Consider the following 16,500-nt stretch of genomic DNA (forward strand, 5'->3'; position numbering starts at 1 on the left):
GGGGCTCGGTTAGGCTCACTGCCTGATCGTGTATCGAACAACCTTTTTCCGTGGGGGGAATCCATGGGCCTTTCCGTACGCACTCGTGGCGGTGCCACGCTCGCCGGGCTCGCGGCGCTCCTGCTCGCGGGCGGGGCCGTCGGCTGCGGCAAGGGGGACGCTGCCGCCGAGCGGACCCCGGCGCAGATGCTCACCGTCGCCTACGAGAAGACGGCCGAGGCGAAGTCGGCGCAGGTACGGATGACCCTGAAGGCGCCCGGCGAGATGACCGGCGGCGAAGAGCTGACCATGAGCGGGGTCATGGGCTGGGACCCCTCCGTCATGGACGTCACCGTCGAGGGCTACGCGGAGCCGGGCATGCCCGAGAAGATCCGCATGATCTGGCGCGACGACATCATGTACATGGACGGCGGTCAGGAGATCGCCAAGGACATGGGCGGCAAGCGCTGGATGAAGCTGGACATCGGGGCCGCCGCCGAGGCATCGGGCGAGGAGGAGCTCGCGCAGCAGCTGACCGGCGCCCTGGACCCCATGAACCAGCAGAGCCCGGCCGAGCAGATCGCCCTGCTCCTGGAGTCGCCCAACCTCCGGCACCTCGGCAGCGAGAAGATCGGCGGCGTCGAGGCCGAGCACTACAAGGGCACGCTGACCGTCGCCGAGATGATGAAGGGCAACACGTCGCTGGAGCTGCTCAAGCCCAAGGAGCGCGAGCAGCTTCTGAAGAACCTCGAGAAGTCCGGCATCAAGGGCTACGACACGGAGATCTGGGTCGACGAGGACGATCTGCCGGTCCGGATGGACGTCGGCATGGACACCCCCGGCGGTGACGTCGAGATGAGCATGACCTTCTCGGACTACGGCACCGATGCCGAAGTCGAGGTGCCGCCGGCCGGCGAGACCTTCGACCTCATGGAGATGTTCAAGGAGCTCGGCGAGAGCGGCGGCTTCGACGAGAGCGCCGTCGGCGAGGACACGCTCGACCTGGAGGGCCTGGACAGCAGCCCGTCCGTGGACGCCGGCTGAGCCCCGCGAAGATCCTGGTACGACCGGATTTGCTTCCCGGCGATCCGGTCACGTACTCTCCTTCTCGAAGCCAAAGACCGCTGGTCGTTGCCGTGCGCTCGCAAGAGGGCGCGGTGGCCGAAGGATCCGCTGAAAATGCGGGCGACCCGCGCAGGTGACAGTGGAAGAACTCCCGGAGTGCACGCCCTGTGTGTGTACGGCCGGTCGAGTCCGCCCCGTGCGCCTGCGCCGGGGCGTTTCGTTTTCCCCAGTCCTCCTTCGGGTCCGCGCGGTCCGAATCACCCGGAAGGAGGCCGAGGCTCTATGGCGAGGCCCGACAAGGCTGCCGCGGTTGCCGAGCTGACGGACAAGTTCCGTAGCTCCAACGCCGCCGTGCTGACCGAGTACCGCGGTCTCACCGTGGCGCAGCTCAAGACGCTGCGTCGTTCGCTCGGTGAGAACGCCCAGTACGCCGTGGTGAAGAACACGCTGACCAAGATTGCGGCCAACGAGGCCGGGATCACGCTGGACGACCAGCTCTTCGCTGGTCCGACGGCCGTCGCCTTCGTCACCGGTGACCCGGTGGAGTCGGCGAAGGGTCTCCGTGACTTCGCCAAGGAGAACCCGAATCTCATCATCAAGGGCGGTGTCCTTGACGGCAAGGCGCTGTCCGCCGATGAGATCAAGAAGCTTGCGGACCTCGAGTCCCGCGAGGTTCTGCTCGCCAAGCTGGCGGGCGCCCTGAAGGGCAAGCAGACGCAGGCTGCGCAGCTCTTCCAGGCGCTTCCGACGAAGCTCGTCCGCACTGTGGACGCGCTGCGCGCCAAGCAGGACGAGCAGGGCGGTGCCGAGTAATTCGGCTCGCATCATGATCGCCGTCTGAGGCCCCGAGCCGCGGACGACGGTCGTAGCGGGCCAACGTACGCCCGCCAGTCATGTACATCCGGCACCAGCCGAATTAGTGGAAGGAAAGCCATCGTGGCTCTCACCCAGGAAGAACTGCTCGCCGAGTTCGAGGGCATGACCCTGATCCAGCTCTCCGAGTTCGTGAAGGCGTTCGAGGAGAAGTTCGACGTCAAGGCCGCCGCCGCTGCCGTCGCCGTCGCCGCCCCCGCCGGTGGTGCCGGTGGTGGCGAGGCCGCCGCTGAGGAGAAGGACGAGTTCGACGTCATCCTCACCGGTGCCGGCGACAAGAAGATCCAGGTCATCAAGGTCGTGCGCGAGCTGACCTCCCTCGGCCTGAAGGAGGCCAAGGACCTGGTGGACGGCACCCCGAAGCCGGTCCTGGAGAAGGTCAACAAGGAGGCCGCGGACAAGGCCAAGGAGGCCCTCGAGGGCGCCGGCGCCTCCGTCGAGGTCAAGTAAGACCTCTGCGGGTCCGCCACGGACTCTCGCGCGAGCTGAGCGCCCTCTCGTAGGGCTGTAACGCGAACGCACCGAAGAGCGATCATCCATCCGGGTGGTCGCTCTTCGGCGTTTGCGGCGGGGGCGGCCGCGGTTGCCTTGCACCCGGTACGGCGGGGGGTATGGTGATCTTCGTCGTGTCTTCGAACGTCCTGGTTCCGGCCAGGGGGGCCTTGACGAACCGCACGCAGCGCGCAATTCTCAGGACGCGTCGTCACAACGGTCCGAATCCGAGGCATGGATCGACGGCGAAGAGGGCAGTATCAACGTGCGTTGAGGGCAGGCATGCCGCAGACGTTGAGAACAAAGAGGGTCCCTATGGCCGTGGTGCAAACCGGGACTGGACATCAGTGTGCCATGTGGCTACACTGACCCTTTGCGCTGCCTGTTAGCTGTCCCCTGCCCGTCACCAGGGGTCTGCCCTCACCTCAGCACTCCAGACCAGAAGTCTCTGACCTGCGATTTCTGTCTTTGTGCGTGAGTGAGGGGCCGGGGAGCGCGTAGTGAGTCCGAGCCCTCGGAAGGACCCCCTCTTGGCCGCCTCGCGCAACGCCTCGACCGCGAATACGAACAACGGCGCCAGCACCGCCCCGCTGCGCATCTCTTTTGCAAAGATCAAGGAGCCTCTCGAGGTTCCGAACCTGCTCGCGCTGCAGACCGAGAGCTTCGACTGGCTGCTCGGAAACACCGCCTGGCAGAGTCGGGTCGAGGAGGCTCTGGAGAACGGTCAGGACGTCCCCACCAAGTCCGGTCTGGAGGAGATCTTCGAGGAGATCTCCCCGATCGAGGACTTCAGCGGGTCGATGTCCCTGACCTTCCGTGACCACCGCTTCGAGCCGCCGAAGAACTCGATCGACGAGTGCAAGGAGCGCGACTTCACGTACGCCGCGCCGCTCTTCGTCACGGCCGAGTTCACCAACAACGAGACCGGCGAGATCAAGTCCCAGACGGTCTTCATGGGCGACTTCCCGCTCATGACGAACAAGGGCACCTTCGTCATCAACGGCACCGAGCGTGTCGTGGTGTCGCAGCTGGTCCGTTCGCCGGGTGTCTACTTCGACTCCACCATCGACAAGACGTCCGACAAGGACATCTTCTCCGCCAAGATCATCCCGTCTCGGGGTGCCTGGCTGGAGATGGAGATCGACAAGCGCGACATGGTCGGTGTCCGCATCGACCGCAAGCGCAAGCAGTCGGTGACCGTCCTGCTCAAGGCGCTCGGTTGGACCACCGAGCAGATCCTCGAGGAGTTCGGCGAGTACGAGTCCATGCGCGCCACCCTGGAGAAGGACCACACCCAGGGCCAGGACGACGCGCTGCTCGACATCTACCGCAAGCTGCGTCCGGGCGAGCCCCCCACGCGTGAGGCCGCGCAGACGCTGCTGGAGAACCTCTACTTCAACCCCAAGCGCTACGACCTCGCGAAGGTCGGCCGCTACAAGGTCAACAAGAAGCTGGGTGCGGACGCTCCGCTGGACGCGGGCATCCTGACCGTCGAGGACATCATCTCGACGATCAAGTACCTGGTGAAGCTGCACGCCGGTGAGACCGAGACGGTCGGCGACAGCGGCGAGACGATCGTCGTCGAGACCGACGACATCGACCACTTCGGCAACCGTCGTCTGCGCAGCGTCGGCGAGCTCATCCAGAACCAGGTCCGCACGGGTCTGGCGCGTATGGAGCGCGTCGTGCGCGAGCGCATGACGACCCAGGACGTCGAGGCGATCACGCCGCAGACGCTGATCAACATCCGGCCGGTCGTCGCCTCCATCAAGGAGTTCTTCGGCACCAGCCAGCTGTCGCAGTTCATGGACCAGAACAACCCGCTGTCCGGGCTGACGCACAAGCGTCGTCTGTCCGCGCTCGGCCCGGGTGGTCTCTCCCGTGAGCGGGCCGGCTTCGAGGTCCGAGACGTGCACCCGTCCCACTACGGACGCATGTGCCCGATCGAGACCCCCGAAGGCCCGAACATCGGTCTGATCGGTTCGCTCGCGTCCTACGGCCGCGTCAACGCGTTCGGTTTCGTCGAGACTCCGTACCGCAAGGTCGTCGACGGCCAGGTCACCGACGAGGTGGACTACCTGACCGCCGACGAGGAGGACCGCTTCGTCATCGCGCAGGCCAACGCCACCCTCGGCGACGACATGCGCTTCTCCGAGGCCCGCGTCCTGGTCCGCCGCCGTGGCGGTGAGGTCGACTACGTCAGCCCCGAGGACGTCGACTACATGGACGTCTCGCCGCGCCAGATGGTGTCGGTCGCGACCGCCATGATCCCGTTCCTCGAGCACGACGACGCCAACCGTGCCCTCATGGGCGCGAACATGATGCGCCAGGCCGTTCCGCTCATCAAGGCGGAGGCCCCGCTCGTCGGCACCGGCATGGAGTACCGCTCCGCCGTCGACGCCGGCGACGTCGTCAAGGCCGAGAAGGCCGGTGTGGTCCAGGAGGTCTCCGCGGACTACATCACCACCGCCAACGACGACGGCACGTACATCACGTACCGCCTGGCCAAGTTCGCCCGCTCCAACCAGGGCACCTCGGTCAACCAGAAGGTCATCGTCTCCGAGGGCGACCGGGTCATCGAGGGCCAGGTCCTCGCCGACGGCCCGGCCACCGAGAACGGCGAGATGGCGCTCGGCAAGAACCTGCTGGTCGCGTTCATGCCGTGGGAGGGTCACAACTACGAGGACGCGATCATCCTGTCGCAGCGCCTCGTGCAGGACGACGTCCTCTCCTCGATCCACATCGAGGAGCACGAGGTCGACGCCCGTGACACCAAGCTCGGCCCCGAGGAGATCACCCGGGACATCCCGAACGTCTCCGAGGAGGTCCTCGCCGACCTCGACGAGCGCGGCATCATCCGCATCGGCGCCGAGGTCATCGCCGGTGACATCCTCGTCGGCAAGGTCACCCCGAAGGGTGAGACCGAGCTGACGCCGGAGGAGCGCCTGCTGCGCGCGATCTTCGGTGAGAAGGCCCGTGAGGTCCGTGACACCTCGCTGAAGGTGCCGCACGGCGAGACCGGCAAGGTCATCGGTGTGCGCGTCTTCGACCGCGAGGAGGGCGACGAGCTGCCGCCGGGCGTGAACCAGCTGGTCCGCGTCTACGTGGCGCAGAAGCGCAAGATCACTGACGGTGACAAGCTCGCCGGCCGTCACGGCAACAAGGGTGTCATCTCCAAGATCCTGCCGATCGAGGACATGCCGTTCCTGGAGGACGGCACCCCGGTCGACATCATCCTCAACCCGCTGGGTGTGCCGTCCCGAATGAACCCGGGACAGGTCCTGGAGATCCACCTCGGCTGGCTCGCCAGCCGCGGCTGGGACGTCTCCGGCCTCGCCGACGAGTGGGCGCAGCGCCTCCAGGCGATCGGCGCCGACCGCGTCGAGCCCGGCACCAACGTCGCCACCCCGGTCTTCGACGGTGCGCGTGAGGACGAGCTCGCGGGTCTGCTGCAGCACACCATCCCGAACCGCGACGGCGAGCGCATGGTGCTCCCGTCCGGCAAGGCGCGGCTGTTCGACGGCCGTAGCGGTGAGCCGTTCCCGGACCCGATCTCGGTCGGCTACATGTACATCCTCAAGCTGCACCACCTGGTCGACGACAAGCTGCACGCCCGCTCGACCGGCCCGTACTCGATGATCACCCAGCAGCCGCTGGGTGGTAAGGCCCAGTTCGGTGGCCAGCGCTTCGGTGAGATGGAGGTGTGGGCCCTTGAGGCATACGGCGCCGCGTACGCCCTCCAGGAGCTGCTGACCATCAAGTCCGACGACGTCACCGGCCGCGTGAAGGTCTACGAGGCCATCGTCAAGGGCGAGAACATCCCCGAGCCCGGCATCCCCGAGTCCTTCAAGGTGCTCATCAAGGAGATGCAGTCGCTCTGCCTGAACGTGGAGGTGCTGTCCAGCGACGGTATGTCCATCGAGATGCGTGACACCGACGAGGACGTCTTCCGCGCTGCGGAGGAGCTCGGCATCGACCTGTCCCGGCGCGAGCCGAGCAGCGTCGAAGAGGTCTGACGGGAGTCCGGCGGGCCTTGAGCGATCAAGGCCCGCCGGCCCCAGGACCCCCGTTTCAGACCCCAAGACTTACAACCCTGAGAGGGATTGACGCATAGTGCTCGACGTCAACTTCTTCGACGAGCTCCGGATCGGTCTGGCCACCGCTGACGACATCCGTCAGTGGAGCCACGGCGAGGTCAAGAAGCCGGAGACCATCAACTACCGCACGCTCAAGCCCGAGAAGGACGGACTCTTCTGCGAGAAGATCTTCGGTCCGACGCGGGACTGGGAGTGCTACTGCGGCAAGTACAAGCGCGTCCGCTTCAAGGGCATCATCTGCGAGCGCTGTGGCGTCGAGGTCACCCGCGCCAAGGTGCGCCGTGAGCGGATGGGCCACATCGAGCTGGCCGCTCCCGTCACGCACATCTGGTACTTCAAGGGCGTTCCGTCGCGCCTGGGCTACCTCCTCGACCTCGCCCCGAAGGACCTGGAGAAGGTCATCTACTTCGCGGCGTACATGATCACCTACGTCGACGAGGAGCGCCGCACCCGCGACCTGCCCTCGCTGGAGGCGCACGTCTCCGTCGAGCGCCAGCAGATCGAGCAGCGCCGCGACGCCGACCTGGAGGCCCGCGCCAAGAAGCTCGAGACCGACCTGGCCGAGCTGGAGGCCGAGGGCGCCAAGGCCGATGTGCGCCGCAAGGTGCGCGAGGGTGCCGAGCGCGAGATGAAGCAGCTGCGCGACCGCGCCCAGCGCGAGATCGACCGTCTCGACGAGGTGTGGAACCGCTTCAAGAACCTCAAGGTCCAGGACCTGGAGGGCGACGAGCTGCTCTACCGCGAGCTGCGTGACCGCTTCGGCACGTACTTCGACGGTTCGATGGGTGCCGCGGCGCTGCAGAAGCGCCTGGAGTCCTTCGACCTGGAGGAGGAGGCGGAGAAGCTCCGCGAGATCATCCGTACCGGCAAGGGCCAGAAGAAGACCCGTGCGCTCAAGCGCCTGAAGGTCGTCTCCGCGTTCCTGCAGACCTCCAACAGCCCCAAGGGCATGGTCCTGGACTGCGTCCCGGTCATCCCGCCGGACCTGCGTCCGATGGTGCAGCTGGACGGTGGCCGCTTCGCGACCTCCGACCTGAACGACCTGTACCGCCGTGTCATCAACCGCAACAACCGTCTGAAGCGCCTGCTGGACCTGGGCGCTCCGGAGATCATCGTCAACAACGAGAAGCGCATGCTTCAGGAGGCTGTTGACGCCCTCTTCGACAACGGTCGTCGCGGCCGCCCGGTGACCGGTCCGGGCAACCGCCCGCTGAAGTCCCTCAGCGACATGCTGAAGGGCAAGCAGGGTCGCTTCCGTCAGAACCTGCTCGGTAAGCGTGTGGACTACTCCGCGCGTTCCGTGATCGTCGTCGGTCCGCAGCTGAAGCTGCACCAGTGCGGTCTGCCGAAGGCGATGGCGCTGGAGCTGTTCAAGCCGTTCGTGATGAAGCGCCTGGTCGACCTGAACCACGCGCAGAACATCAAGAGCGCCAAGCGCATGGTGGAGCGCGGCCGCACGGTCGTGTACGACGTCCTCGAAGAGGTCATCGCCGAGCACCCGGTGCTGCTGAACCGTGCTCCCACCCTGCACCGCCTCGGCATCCAGGCCTTCGAGCCGCAGCTGGTCGAGGGCAAGGCCATCCAGATCCACCCGCTCGTGTGCACCGCGTTCAACGCGGACTTCGACGGTGACCAGATGGCCGTGCACCTGCCGCTGTCCGCGGAGGCGCAGGCCGAGGCCCGCATCCTGATGCTGTCCTCGAACAACATCCTCAAGCCCGCCGACGGCCGTCCGGTGACGATGCCGACCCAGGACATGGTCCTCGGTCTGTACTTCCTCACCACCGACGCCGAGGGCCGCGAGGTCAAGGGCGAGGACCGTGCGTTCTCGTCCGTGGCCGAGGCGATCATGGCGTTCGACGCCGGCGAGCTGTCGCTGCAGTCGCGCGTGGACATCCGCTTCCCGGTGGGCACCATCCCGCCGCGCGGCTGGGAGCCCCCGGTCCGCGAGGAGGGTGAGCCGGAGTGGCAGCAGGGTGACAGCTTCACCCTGAAGACCACGCTGGGCCGCGCGCTCTTCAACGAGCTGCTGCCCGAGGACTACCCGTTCGTCGACTACGAGGTCGGCAAGAAGCAGCTCTCCCAGATCGTCAACGACCTGGCCGAGCGCTACCCGAAGGTCATCGTGGCGGCGACGCTCGACAACCTGAAGGCGGCCGGCTTCTACTGGGCCACCCGTTCCGGCGTCACCGTCGCCATCTCCGACGTCGTCGTTCCCGAGGCGAAGAAGGAGATCGTCCGCGGTTACGAGGCGCAGGACGAGAAGGTCCAGAAGCAGTACGAGCGCGGTCTGATCACCAAGGACGAGCGCACGCAGGAGCTCATCGCGATCTGGACCAAGGCGACCAACGAGGTCGCCGAGGCGATGAACGACAACTTCCCGAAGATCAACCCGATCTTCATGATGGTGAACTCGGGCGCCCGAGGAAACATGATGCAGATGCGCCAGATCGCGGGTATGCGCGGTCTGGTGTCGAACGCCAAGAACGAGACCATCCCGCGGCCCATCAAGGCGTCGTTCCGTGAGGGTCTCTCCGTGCTGGAGTACTTCATCTCCACCCACGGTGCCCGTAAGGGTCTGGCGGACACCGCTCTGCGTACCGCCGACTCGGGTTACCTCACCCGTCGTCTGGTCGACGTCTCCCAGGACGTCATCATCCGCGAGGAGGACTGCGGCACCGACCGTGGTCTGCGCCTGCAGATCGCCTCGCGCGGCGAGGACGGTTCGCTGGTCAAGGCCGAGGACGTCGAGACGTCCGTGTACGCGCGCTGCCTCGCCGAGGACATCGTCGTGGACGGCAAGGTGCTGGCCCCGGCCGGTACCGACCTGGGTGACGTGCTCATCGACGAGCTGATCCTCAACGGCGTCGCCGAGGTCAAGACCCGCTCGGTCCTGACCTGTGAGTCCGCCGTCGGCACCTGCGCCATGTGCTACGGCCGTTCGCTGGCCACCGGCAAGCTGGTCGACATCGGTGAGGCGGTCGGCATCATCGCCGCCCAGTCCATCGGTGAGCCCGGTACCCAGCTGACGATGCGTACCTTCCACACCGGTGGTGTGGCCGGTGACGACATCACCCAGGGTCTGCCGCGTGTCGTCGAGCTCTTCGAGGCCCGTACCCCGAAGGGTGTCGCCCCGATCTCCGAGGCGAGCGGCCGCGTTCGCATCGAGGAGACCGAGAAGACCAAGAAGATCGTCATCACGCCGGACGACGGCAGCGACGAGACGGCGTACCCGATCTCGAAGCGCGCCCGTCTCCTGGTCAGCGAGGGCGAGCACGTCGAGGTGGGCCAGAAGCTCACCGTGGGTGCCACCAACCCGCACGACGTGCTGCGCATCCTGGGTCAGCGTGCCGTCCAGGTCCACCTGGTCGGCGAGGTCCAGAAGGTGTACAACTCGCAGGGTGTGTCGATCCACGACAAGCACATCGAGATCATCATCCGGCAGATGCTGCGCCGCGTGACGATCATCGAGTCCGGCGACGCCGAGCTGCTGCCCGGCGAGCTGGTCGAGCGCTCCCGCTTCGAGCAGGAGAACCGTCGTGTGGTCCAGGAGGGCGGTCACCCGGCCTCCGGTCGTCCGCAGCTCATGGGTATCACCAAGGCATCGCTGGCGACCGAGTCCTGGCTGTCGGCGGCGTCCTTCCAGGAGACGACCAGGGTCCTCACGGACGCGGCGATCAACGCCAAGTCCGACTCCCTGATCGGCCTCAAGGAGAACGTCATCATCGGTAAGCTCATCCCGGCCGGTACGGGTCTGTCCCGCTACCGCAACATCCGGGTCGAGCCGACCGAGGAGGCCAAGGCCGCGATGTACTCGGCCGTCGGCTACGACGACATCGACTACTCGCCGTTCGGCACGGGCTCCGGCCAGGCCGTTCCGCTGGAGGACTACGACTACGGTCCGTACAACCAGTAAGCGAGTCGCTGTCCGAAGGGCGGTCACCCCGTTGCGTACGGGGTGGCCGCCCTTCGGCGTGCTCAGTGTCCGGTCACCTCCCAGGCCATGAGGGCGACGGTCGCCACGGCGGCCAGGGTGCCGATGCCGGCCAGGGGCCAGCGGGAGCGTTCCAGGGCGTCGAGGCGGGCCTCGTGGTCGGCGAGCTGTTTGTCGGTCTGGTCGCTGCGCTGGACCAGCAGGGCGAGCGAGCCGTCGACGCGGGCGAAGCCGGCCTCGACGGTGCCGCGCAGCCGCTCCAGTTCGACGGCGACGGCGGTCGGGTCGGAGAGGGAGGAGGGTTCGTTCACCGGGTCCTTCCTTCCGGGGTTTCGGGTTCGGCGCTTGTGCGGAGCCAGGGTGGGAGCAGGTTCTGGACGGCCGGTACGGCCATCACACGCGTCACGGCCGCGGCGGCGGCCAGGGCTCCGGCGGCCCAGGGAAGGGTGGCCGGGATGCCCGCGGCGGCTACGACGGACGGCAGCAGCACACACAGGGCGACGGTGGTCTGCAGGACGGTACGCAGGGTGCGCTTGGCGGCCTCTGACATGGCGGACCTCGTTTCTCGGGGGGTCAGGAGCTGTACGGGACCTTCAGCGCGGCCCAGGAGGACGGGCCCGGCCAGCCGTCGGCGTCGGAGCCGCGGTAGCCGAGCTTGCGCTGCCAGGCGGCGTACGACTCCCGGTCGGCCTCGCCCCAGCGCGGGCCGGGCCCCACGCGGTAGCGGCCGCAGCCCTCGGCGACCAGCCTGCGGCCCATCGCCGTGACGATGGGGGAGTCGGGCCGCGCTCTGAAGAACGAGGTGCCGGGGAACGGCTGGTAGCGGGGCGGGCGCGGCGGGCGAGTGGGCTCGCTGTCCTTGCCGCCGCCCGGTGCGGAGGCGAGGCGGGTCTGGATCCGGCGGCGCATGCCGGTCATGGAGAAGCCGCGCGGATCGCTCTTCCAGTCGGACCACTCCCGGTGTCCGATCACGGACCTGGCGCCCCAGCCGTGGGCGCGGCACAGCGCCGCCGAGACCCGCTCGACCGCCTCCAGCTGTGCGGCGGGCCAGGGGTCCTGGCCGTCGCCCAGGTTGACGCACTCGAAGCCGTAGAAGCGGGCGTTGCCGTCGACGGCTCCCGGGCTTCCGTCGTGCTCGTGCGGGGCCGGCGGGCGGTCCCCGTACGTCTCGGTGATCACCGCCTGGAGGACCGACGGATCGCCGCCGCCCGCGTGGTTGGCGCGGCCGTTGCCGACGAGGTGGACCGTGCCGTCCTTGGCGATCACGCCGTGGCAGAGCGGTCCGGGCAGGGTGGAGTGCCCCTGGAAGCACAGGCGGACGCTGGCGGCGGTGCCCGAGGTGACGGTGTGGTGGATGACGACACCGTTGACCGGCCCCCAAGTACCCTTGTGATTGCGGTTGTTGGAGCGCCAGCCGGGGTGTTCGACGACGGTGACGCCCTCGGCCCGCAGGGCGGACACAAGGGCGTCGGCGGACAGGGGAGTGGCCATGTCGGTTGCCTTTCTGGGGACTTGGGGCGCGCTGGGTCGTGCGTCATGGGCGTGGAGTAGGATCCGGGCCGTCCCCCTGTTTTTGAACGATGTGTGAATGTCCCGCGTTCATCAGGCGATGGAGGCCGGTCGACAGGGGGCGGACGGGTCAGCCGTCCTCGCGCGGGGGCGCGATGGGGCAGGTGCGAGAGCAGGGCCTACGGGGTGGACGGGGACGGCAGCAACGCGTGGCAGCAGCATGTGATCGACTGGCTTGAGCAGGCCGCCGATCTGCCGCATCTCATCGCCCGCGTCTCCGAGCTCGTGCACCGCCTCGGCTACGAGCCGCAGGACCTCGTCGTCCTGCCCCGCGCCGAACTGGACCGCCGGGAGCTGGCCGCCTACCGCGCCGGCTGGGTCGATGTGGTGGAGGAGGGGCTGCCGTCGGTACGGCGTGCCTACGAGGAGCGGATCACCGCGGCGTACCTCCAGGGGCAGGCCGACGCGCGCACGGGTCGCCGGGCGCGGCGGGGCCGCCGGGCCGAGGGCGAGGAGGGCGGTGAGGTCATACCGCTGCCGTTCGCTCATCGCCCTTCCTCGGAGGTGACGCGCGGAGAACGGGAGCGGCCGGGGGCGGAGGGGGTGCCGGTGCCGCGGGAGGAGAGCGGCGTCGGCGGCTCAGGGACGGCGGCGCCGTCCGTGGAGCGCGGCGCCGACAGCTCGGGTCCGGCGGGGGGTGAGCCCTCTCCCTCGTATCCGGGGGGCGGTGACCCCTCCCCCTCGTACGACTTTCTGCTCTCCGCCCGTGAGGTGCGGGAGAAGAGAGCGATGCCCGAGCAGCGGCGGCCCGTGGCCCGGCGCAAGGGACGGCCCAGCGTGCCCCCGCTGCCCCGCCGGGCCGAGCCAGGCGCGGCCGGGCGGGGCGAACGGCCCCCGCGCCGCGACGCCGGCGTACCGGAGGGCCATGCGTCCGAGGACCACGGCCTCCGTCCGGACGGCCCGGCGTCCGAGGACCGCGGCCCCCGTCCGGAGGTGCCGGGCGGCGCCTGACCGGCCCGTGGCGCCCGCGGCTCTCGTCCGGGGACGCCGGGCGGCTCCGGCGGGGCCGTGGGTCAGATCTCCGGTGGGGTCGGTTCGGTCGGCGGCTCGGGTTCGGGGGCGGGGATGCCGACGCTGACGGGGGTGGCGATCACCTCCGGTTCCTCGGACGGCTCGGGCTCGGCCGGTGGCTCCGGCTCCACCACCGGGCCGGGTTCGGTCACCACCACGCTCACCGGCTCACCGGGAGCGGGCGCCGAGGTCTCCTCGGGCACGGTCTCAGACATGGGCGGACTCCTTGATCTGGCCCCAGGTGAACCCGGACGCGGTCAGCGCGGCCAGCGTCGGGAAGGCCGAGGTGACCGAGGCGTACGTGGCCAGGTTCACGGCCGGCGGATCGGCGGGGGCGTCGGGGGTGAGCCCCGCGTCGGCCGGGATCCCGTTGGGCTGGGTGCCGCGCAGGGTGAGCGTCTGGCGTACCCCGCCGTCGGCGGTCGCCGACGTGTTGATGCCGACCACCCAGGCCAGGGTGTCCAGCCGCGTCCCCGAGCTGTCGATCAGCCGTACGACGTCACCGAGCTGGACGCGGGGGTCGTACAGCACCTCCACGTCACCGATGACCGGCACCGGATAAGCCCCGGCGTTGTACAGGGCGTTCGCGATGGCCTGCGCCGAGGCCAGGTCCTGGATCCAGTCGGTGGTCTCCCCGGTGTGCTCCTGCCGGCCGTGGAACCGCTCGCTCGCGGTCCCCGGCACATAGGCGGTGGCCTTGCGCTCCACCGGATCGGCCTGGGGCTTCAGCGTCATCAGGTACACCGACGGGGTGCCGTCCTTCTTCGCCGTGTACAGCGGCTTGGACGTGCGGTTGCTGAAGCGCACCACCAGGTACCCGTCCTCGCGGCGGGTCAGCACGTCGACGGCGCCCTTGACCGCCGTGGTACCGGCCGCGGTGGTCGCGAAGCGGACCTGGGAGCCCCCCGTGACGACCGAGTCGTCGTCCGTGATGGGCGGCCCGATGTCGAACTCCTCCTCCGCCATGACATAGCTGACGGTCAGCGTGCCGTTCGCCGGGATCGTCCGCACCTTGGTGTCGGTGTAGGTCGTGCCGGCGCTGACCCCGAAGTTCTCCCAGACCTTGGCGGGCTGGACGACGTAGTTGCGGCAGGCGTCGATCTCCTCCGTCAGGGTGAGCGAGGCGATGTCCCGCACCGAGGTCAGGGTGAGGTCGGGCTGGGTGGGCTGGGTGTTGAACCGGGTGTAGTTCCGCCAGCGGAAGATGCCCCGCTCGTCGAACTCGGCGGTGGACATGGTCGCCTTGGCGATCTGCCCGATGACCTCCCACTGCGACCCCGACACCCGCGGCACCCCGTGCAACGGCAGGATGGCGTCGTCGAGTTCGGCTCCCTTGGTCCACGTGCCGGTCTGCGCGAACACCGACGGCGAGGGCATGCCGGTCAGCCCGCCGGTGAGCTGGACGCCCTCCACCGCCATGTCGGTGAGCAGCTTCAGCTCGCGCAGCTCGGAGGCGTACTGGAGCGCGGAGCTGTCGGTGAACGTGGCGGCCGCGCCCACGAGTTGGGTGCCGTCGGGGCCGGTCAGCCGGGGCTGCACGGTCGGGTAGACCGAGGAGCCGGTGCTGCCCGTGGTGTCGAACAGGGCTCCGATGTGCCAGGGCCCCTTGAGTGCGCGCAGCTCCGTCCAGTTCCACACGAAGCCCCGCCCGGCGCCGTCCAGGGTGGTCGACCAGATGCCGAGGACGCCCTCGGCGAAGTCGACCTCCAGGCGAAGGGAGCCCCCGGTGTTCCCGGTGCGGTCCATGATCAGTTCCAGGGTGACGCGGTCGCCCGCGCCGACCGCCGGGTTGACCCACGCCTCGGCGAACAGCCGGGACCCGGGCACGGTGATCCGTGAGCGCGGGAACCAGCTCGCGCTGACGCCCGTGGTGCGCGGCAGCAGCGCCATCTCGTGCGGGGCGCCGTCCCGGGTCCAGGTGTAGTCGTCGTCGCTCGGCACGATCTCCGGCTGGCCGTACGGAGTGGCGAAGCCGCCGTGCAGGGTGGCGTGGACCAGGGTGAGCGGCTGGCCCGCGACGAACTCGGGGTAGCGGGCGGGCGGCGAGGTGAGCACACCGGCCTGGCGCAGCAGCTCGTCCACGCACCAGGTGGCGGTGGCGACCGGGTGGCCCGTTCGGAACCCGGCGTACGGCTTGGGCAGCAGCGCCGGGCCGCGCAGCCGCTCGGCGCCGTCGAGGGCGGTGATCTGCACGGTGTCGGTGCCGGCCTGCGCCGAGCGGGAGCGCACGGTGCCGCGGAAGGCGGGCAGGGTCGTTGCGCCGACCCCGCCGCTGTGCACGACGGACTGCCCCGGACGGGCTATGTCGCCGGTGGTCCGGGGCGCCCACGGCGCGTACAGCTCGGGCGCCGTCACCCCGCCCGTTCCGGAGACCTGGAGCTGGAGCTGCGCCGAGGACGAGCCGGAGAAGGCGCGCATCGAGGCCGGCAGGTCGGTGGCGTACGACCGCTCCACCGACCAGGACTGCACCTGCGCGGAGACGTCCTTGCCGCCGAGCCGGGTGGTGTGCTTCGTGGTGCGCTCACCGGCGGCGAGCGCCGCGGTGGTGGCGTCGTCAGCCTGCTGCACCGGACACCTCCACCAGGTCGAGGCTGAAGGAGCGGTACGGCAGCGGGCGGCCCGGCGTGTCGCTGTACCCCGTGATCGCCATCGGAGGCAGGCCGTCACCGGGCACACCGGCCTCCGCCGTCCCGCCGTACGTGAAGCAGGCGCCCGCGAGGGAGTACGTGCCCGCGGTGCCCGGCTTGGCGGTGGGTGTGGCGTAGGCGGCGCCCGCCGGGACGGTACCGGAGACGAGGGGACCGGCGGCCGAGGTCGTACTGAGGTAGGAGCCGTCGGCCTTCTTGAAGTCGATGCCGACGCCCAGCGTGCCGAGCGCCGCGAGGGCGGTCGGGGCGTGGAAGGAGACCGTGAGGCCGGGCGTGACCGGGAAGTTGCCGGCCGTGCCGGTGCAGCGCCAGGCGAGCGCGCTGGTGGCGTCGGCGGCGGTGAACACGAAGGTGCCGGGGACGGTGCCGCTCTCGGCGACGGAACCGGTGGTCCCCGTACGGAACCACTGGGCGAGCCCGGTGATGTCGGTGGCGCCGGGCACGCCGAGCCCGGCGGCCTGGCCGGCACCGAGGACGTTGCCGGCGGCCGGGTCGACGACGAACACCGGTCCCGGTCCGCCGATCCTGCGGGCCAGGCGGTCCAGGGCGCGGGCGTGGACGGGGGCCAGCAGGTCCCAGGCCAGCTTCATACGGCGGACGGGGGCCTGGTTGCGGGTGACGGTGACCCGGCCGCCGAGCGACTTGAACTCGCTCACGCCGAGGTCGGCGGTGCGGTCGAAGGACTTCGCGGCCTGGTCGATCTCGGTCATGGAGCCGGGCGGGCCGATCCAGAGGTTTCCCATGAGGACTCCTGAAGACATGAAAAAAGCCGACGGGTGGGCGTCGGCCTCGGGATGTGCGGGGGCGTGCGGGGGTGCGCCGGAGGGGGATT

At 69.1% G+C, this 16,500-nt stretch carries 12 protein-coding genes; 6 read left to right on the top strand and 6 right to left on the bottom strand.

Annotated elements, in window-relative coordinates; genetic code table 11:
* Positions 1-63 precede the first annotated feature (63 nt).
* The 5 genes from ACSU6M_RS20320 to ACSU6M_RS20340 all read left to right on the top strand — a co-directional run bounded on the left by ACSU6M_RS20320 (position 64) and on the right by ACSU6M_RS20340 (position 10,422).
* Positions 64-1,023, top strand: coding sequence for a hypothetical protein (locus ACSU6M_RS20320; protein ID WP_437071168.1), 960 nt, complete (start codon positions 64-66; stop codon positions 1,021-1,023).
* A 303-nt stretch (positions 1,024-1,326) separates the two neighbouring features.
* Positions 1,327-1,857 (top strand): 50S ribosomal protein L10, encoded by a 531-nt coding sequence (rplJ, locus tag ACSU6M_RS20325; protein WP_437071169.1) that lies wholly within the window; start codon positions 1,327-1,329, stop codon positions 1,855-1,857.
* Positions 1,858-1,977: 120 nt separating this feature from the next.
* Positions 1,978-2,367 carry a 50S ribosomal protein L7/L12 gene (rplL, locus tag ACSU6M_RS20330; protein ID WP_437075256.1) on the top strand — a complete coding sequence of 130 codons (390 nt, stop codon included), beginning with the start codon at positions 1,978-1,980 and terminating at the stop codon, positions 2,365-2,367.
* A gap of 572 nt (positions 2,368-2,939) precedes the next feature.
* The gene (rpoB, locus tag ACSU6M_RS20335) at positions 2,940-6,425 is read left to right on the top strand and encodes a DNA-directed RNA polymerase subunit beta (protein WP_437071170.1); all 3,486 of its coding nucleotides are present in this window, start codon (positions 2,940-2,942) and stop codon (positions 6,423-6,425) included.
* 97 nt (positions 6,426-6,522) lie between these two features.
* Positions 6,523-10,422, top strand: coding sequence for a DNA-directed RNA polymerase subunit beta' (locus ACSU6M_RS20340; protein WP_437071171.1), 3,900 nt, complete (start codon positions 6,523-6,525; stop codon positions 10,420-10,422).
* 62 nt (positions 10,423-10,484) lie between these two features.
* On the opposite strand, the gene ACSU6M_RS20345 is transcribed toward ACSU6M_RS20340, so the two are convergent.
* The 3 genes from ACSU6M_RS20345 to ACSU6M_RS20355 are packed head-to-tail and all read right to left on the bottom strand — an operon-like array spanning position 10,485 to position 11,931.
* A complete protein-coding gene (locus tag ACSU6M_RS20345) occupies positions 10,485-10,751 on the bottom strand; it encodes a hypothetical protein (protein ID WP_437071172.1) in 267 nt (88 codons plus the stop codon).
* Positions 10,748-10,990, bottom strand: coding sequence for a hypothetical protein (locus ACSU6M_RS20350; RefSeq protein WP_437071173.1), 243 nt, complete (start codon positions 10,988-10,990; stop codon positions 10,748-10,750). The genes ACSU6M_RS20345 and ACSU6M_RS20350 overlap by 4 nt, the downstream gene beginning before the upstream one ends.
* 23 nt (positions 10,991-11,013) lie before the next feature.
* Positions 11,014-11,931, bottom strand: a complete 918-nt coding sequence (locus ACSU6M_RS20355) for a peptidoglycan-binding protein (protein ID WP_437071174.1) — start codon at positions 11,929-11,931, stop codon at positions 11,014-11,016.
* Positions 11,932-12,135: 204 nt separating this feature from the next.
* Here ACSU6M_RS20355 and ACSU6M_RS20360 point away from each other — a divergent pair, with 204 nt between their 5' ends.
* Entirely contained in the window at positions 12,136-12,960 is an 825-nt protein-coding gene (locus ACSU6M_RS20360) for a hypothetical protein (RefSeq protein WP_437071175.1), read from the top strand.
* A gap of 62 nt (positions 12,961-13,022) precedes the next feature.
* Here the strand turns inward: ACSU6M_RS20360 and ACSU6M_RS20365 are convergent, their stop codons facing one another.
* From ACSU6M_RS20365 to ACSU6M_RS20375, 3 genes are read right to left on the bottom strand one after another with little or no spacing between them, the layout of a single operon-like run.
* Positions 13,023-13,235 carry a hypothetical protein gene (locus ACSU6M_RS20365; protein ID WP_437071176.1) on the bottom strand — a complete coding sequence of 71 codons (213 nt, stop codon included), beginning with the start codon at positions 13,233-13,235 and terminating at the stop codon, positions 13,023-13,025.
* Positions 13,228-15,588, bottom strand: coding sequence for a hypothetical protein (locus ACSU6M_RS20370; protein WP_437071177.1), 2,361 nt, complete (start codon positions 15,586-15,588; stop codon positions 13,228-13,230). The genes ACSU6M_RS20365 and ACSU6M_RS20370 overlap by 8 nt, the downstream gene beginning before the upstream one ends.
* Positions 15,575-16,411, bottom strand: coding sequence for a hypothetical protein (locus tag ACSU6M_RS20375; RefSeq protein WP_437071178.1), 837 nt, complete (start codon positions 16,409-16,411; stop codon positions 15,575-15,577). Before ACSU6M_RS20375 ends, ACSU6M_RS20370 begins: the two co-directional genes overlap by 14 nt.
* Positions 16,412-16,500 lie beyond the last annotated feature (89 nt).

The organism is Streptomyces sp. enrichment culture, from assembly GCF_964272895.1.
Classification (GTDB): Bacteria; Actinomycetota; Actinomycetes; order Streptomycetales; family Streptomycetaceae; genus Streptomyces.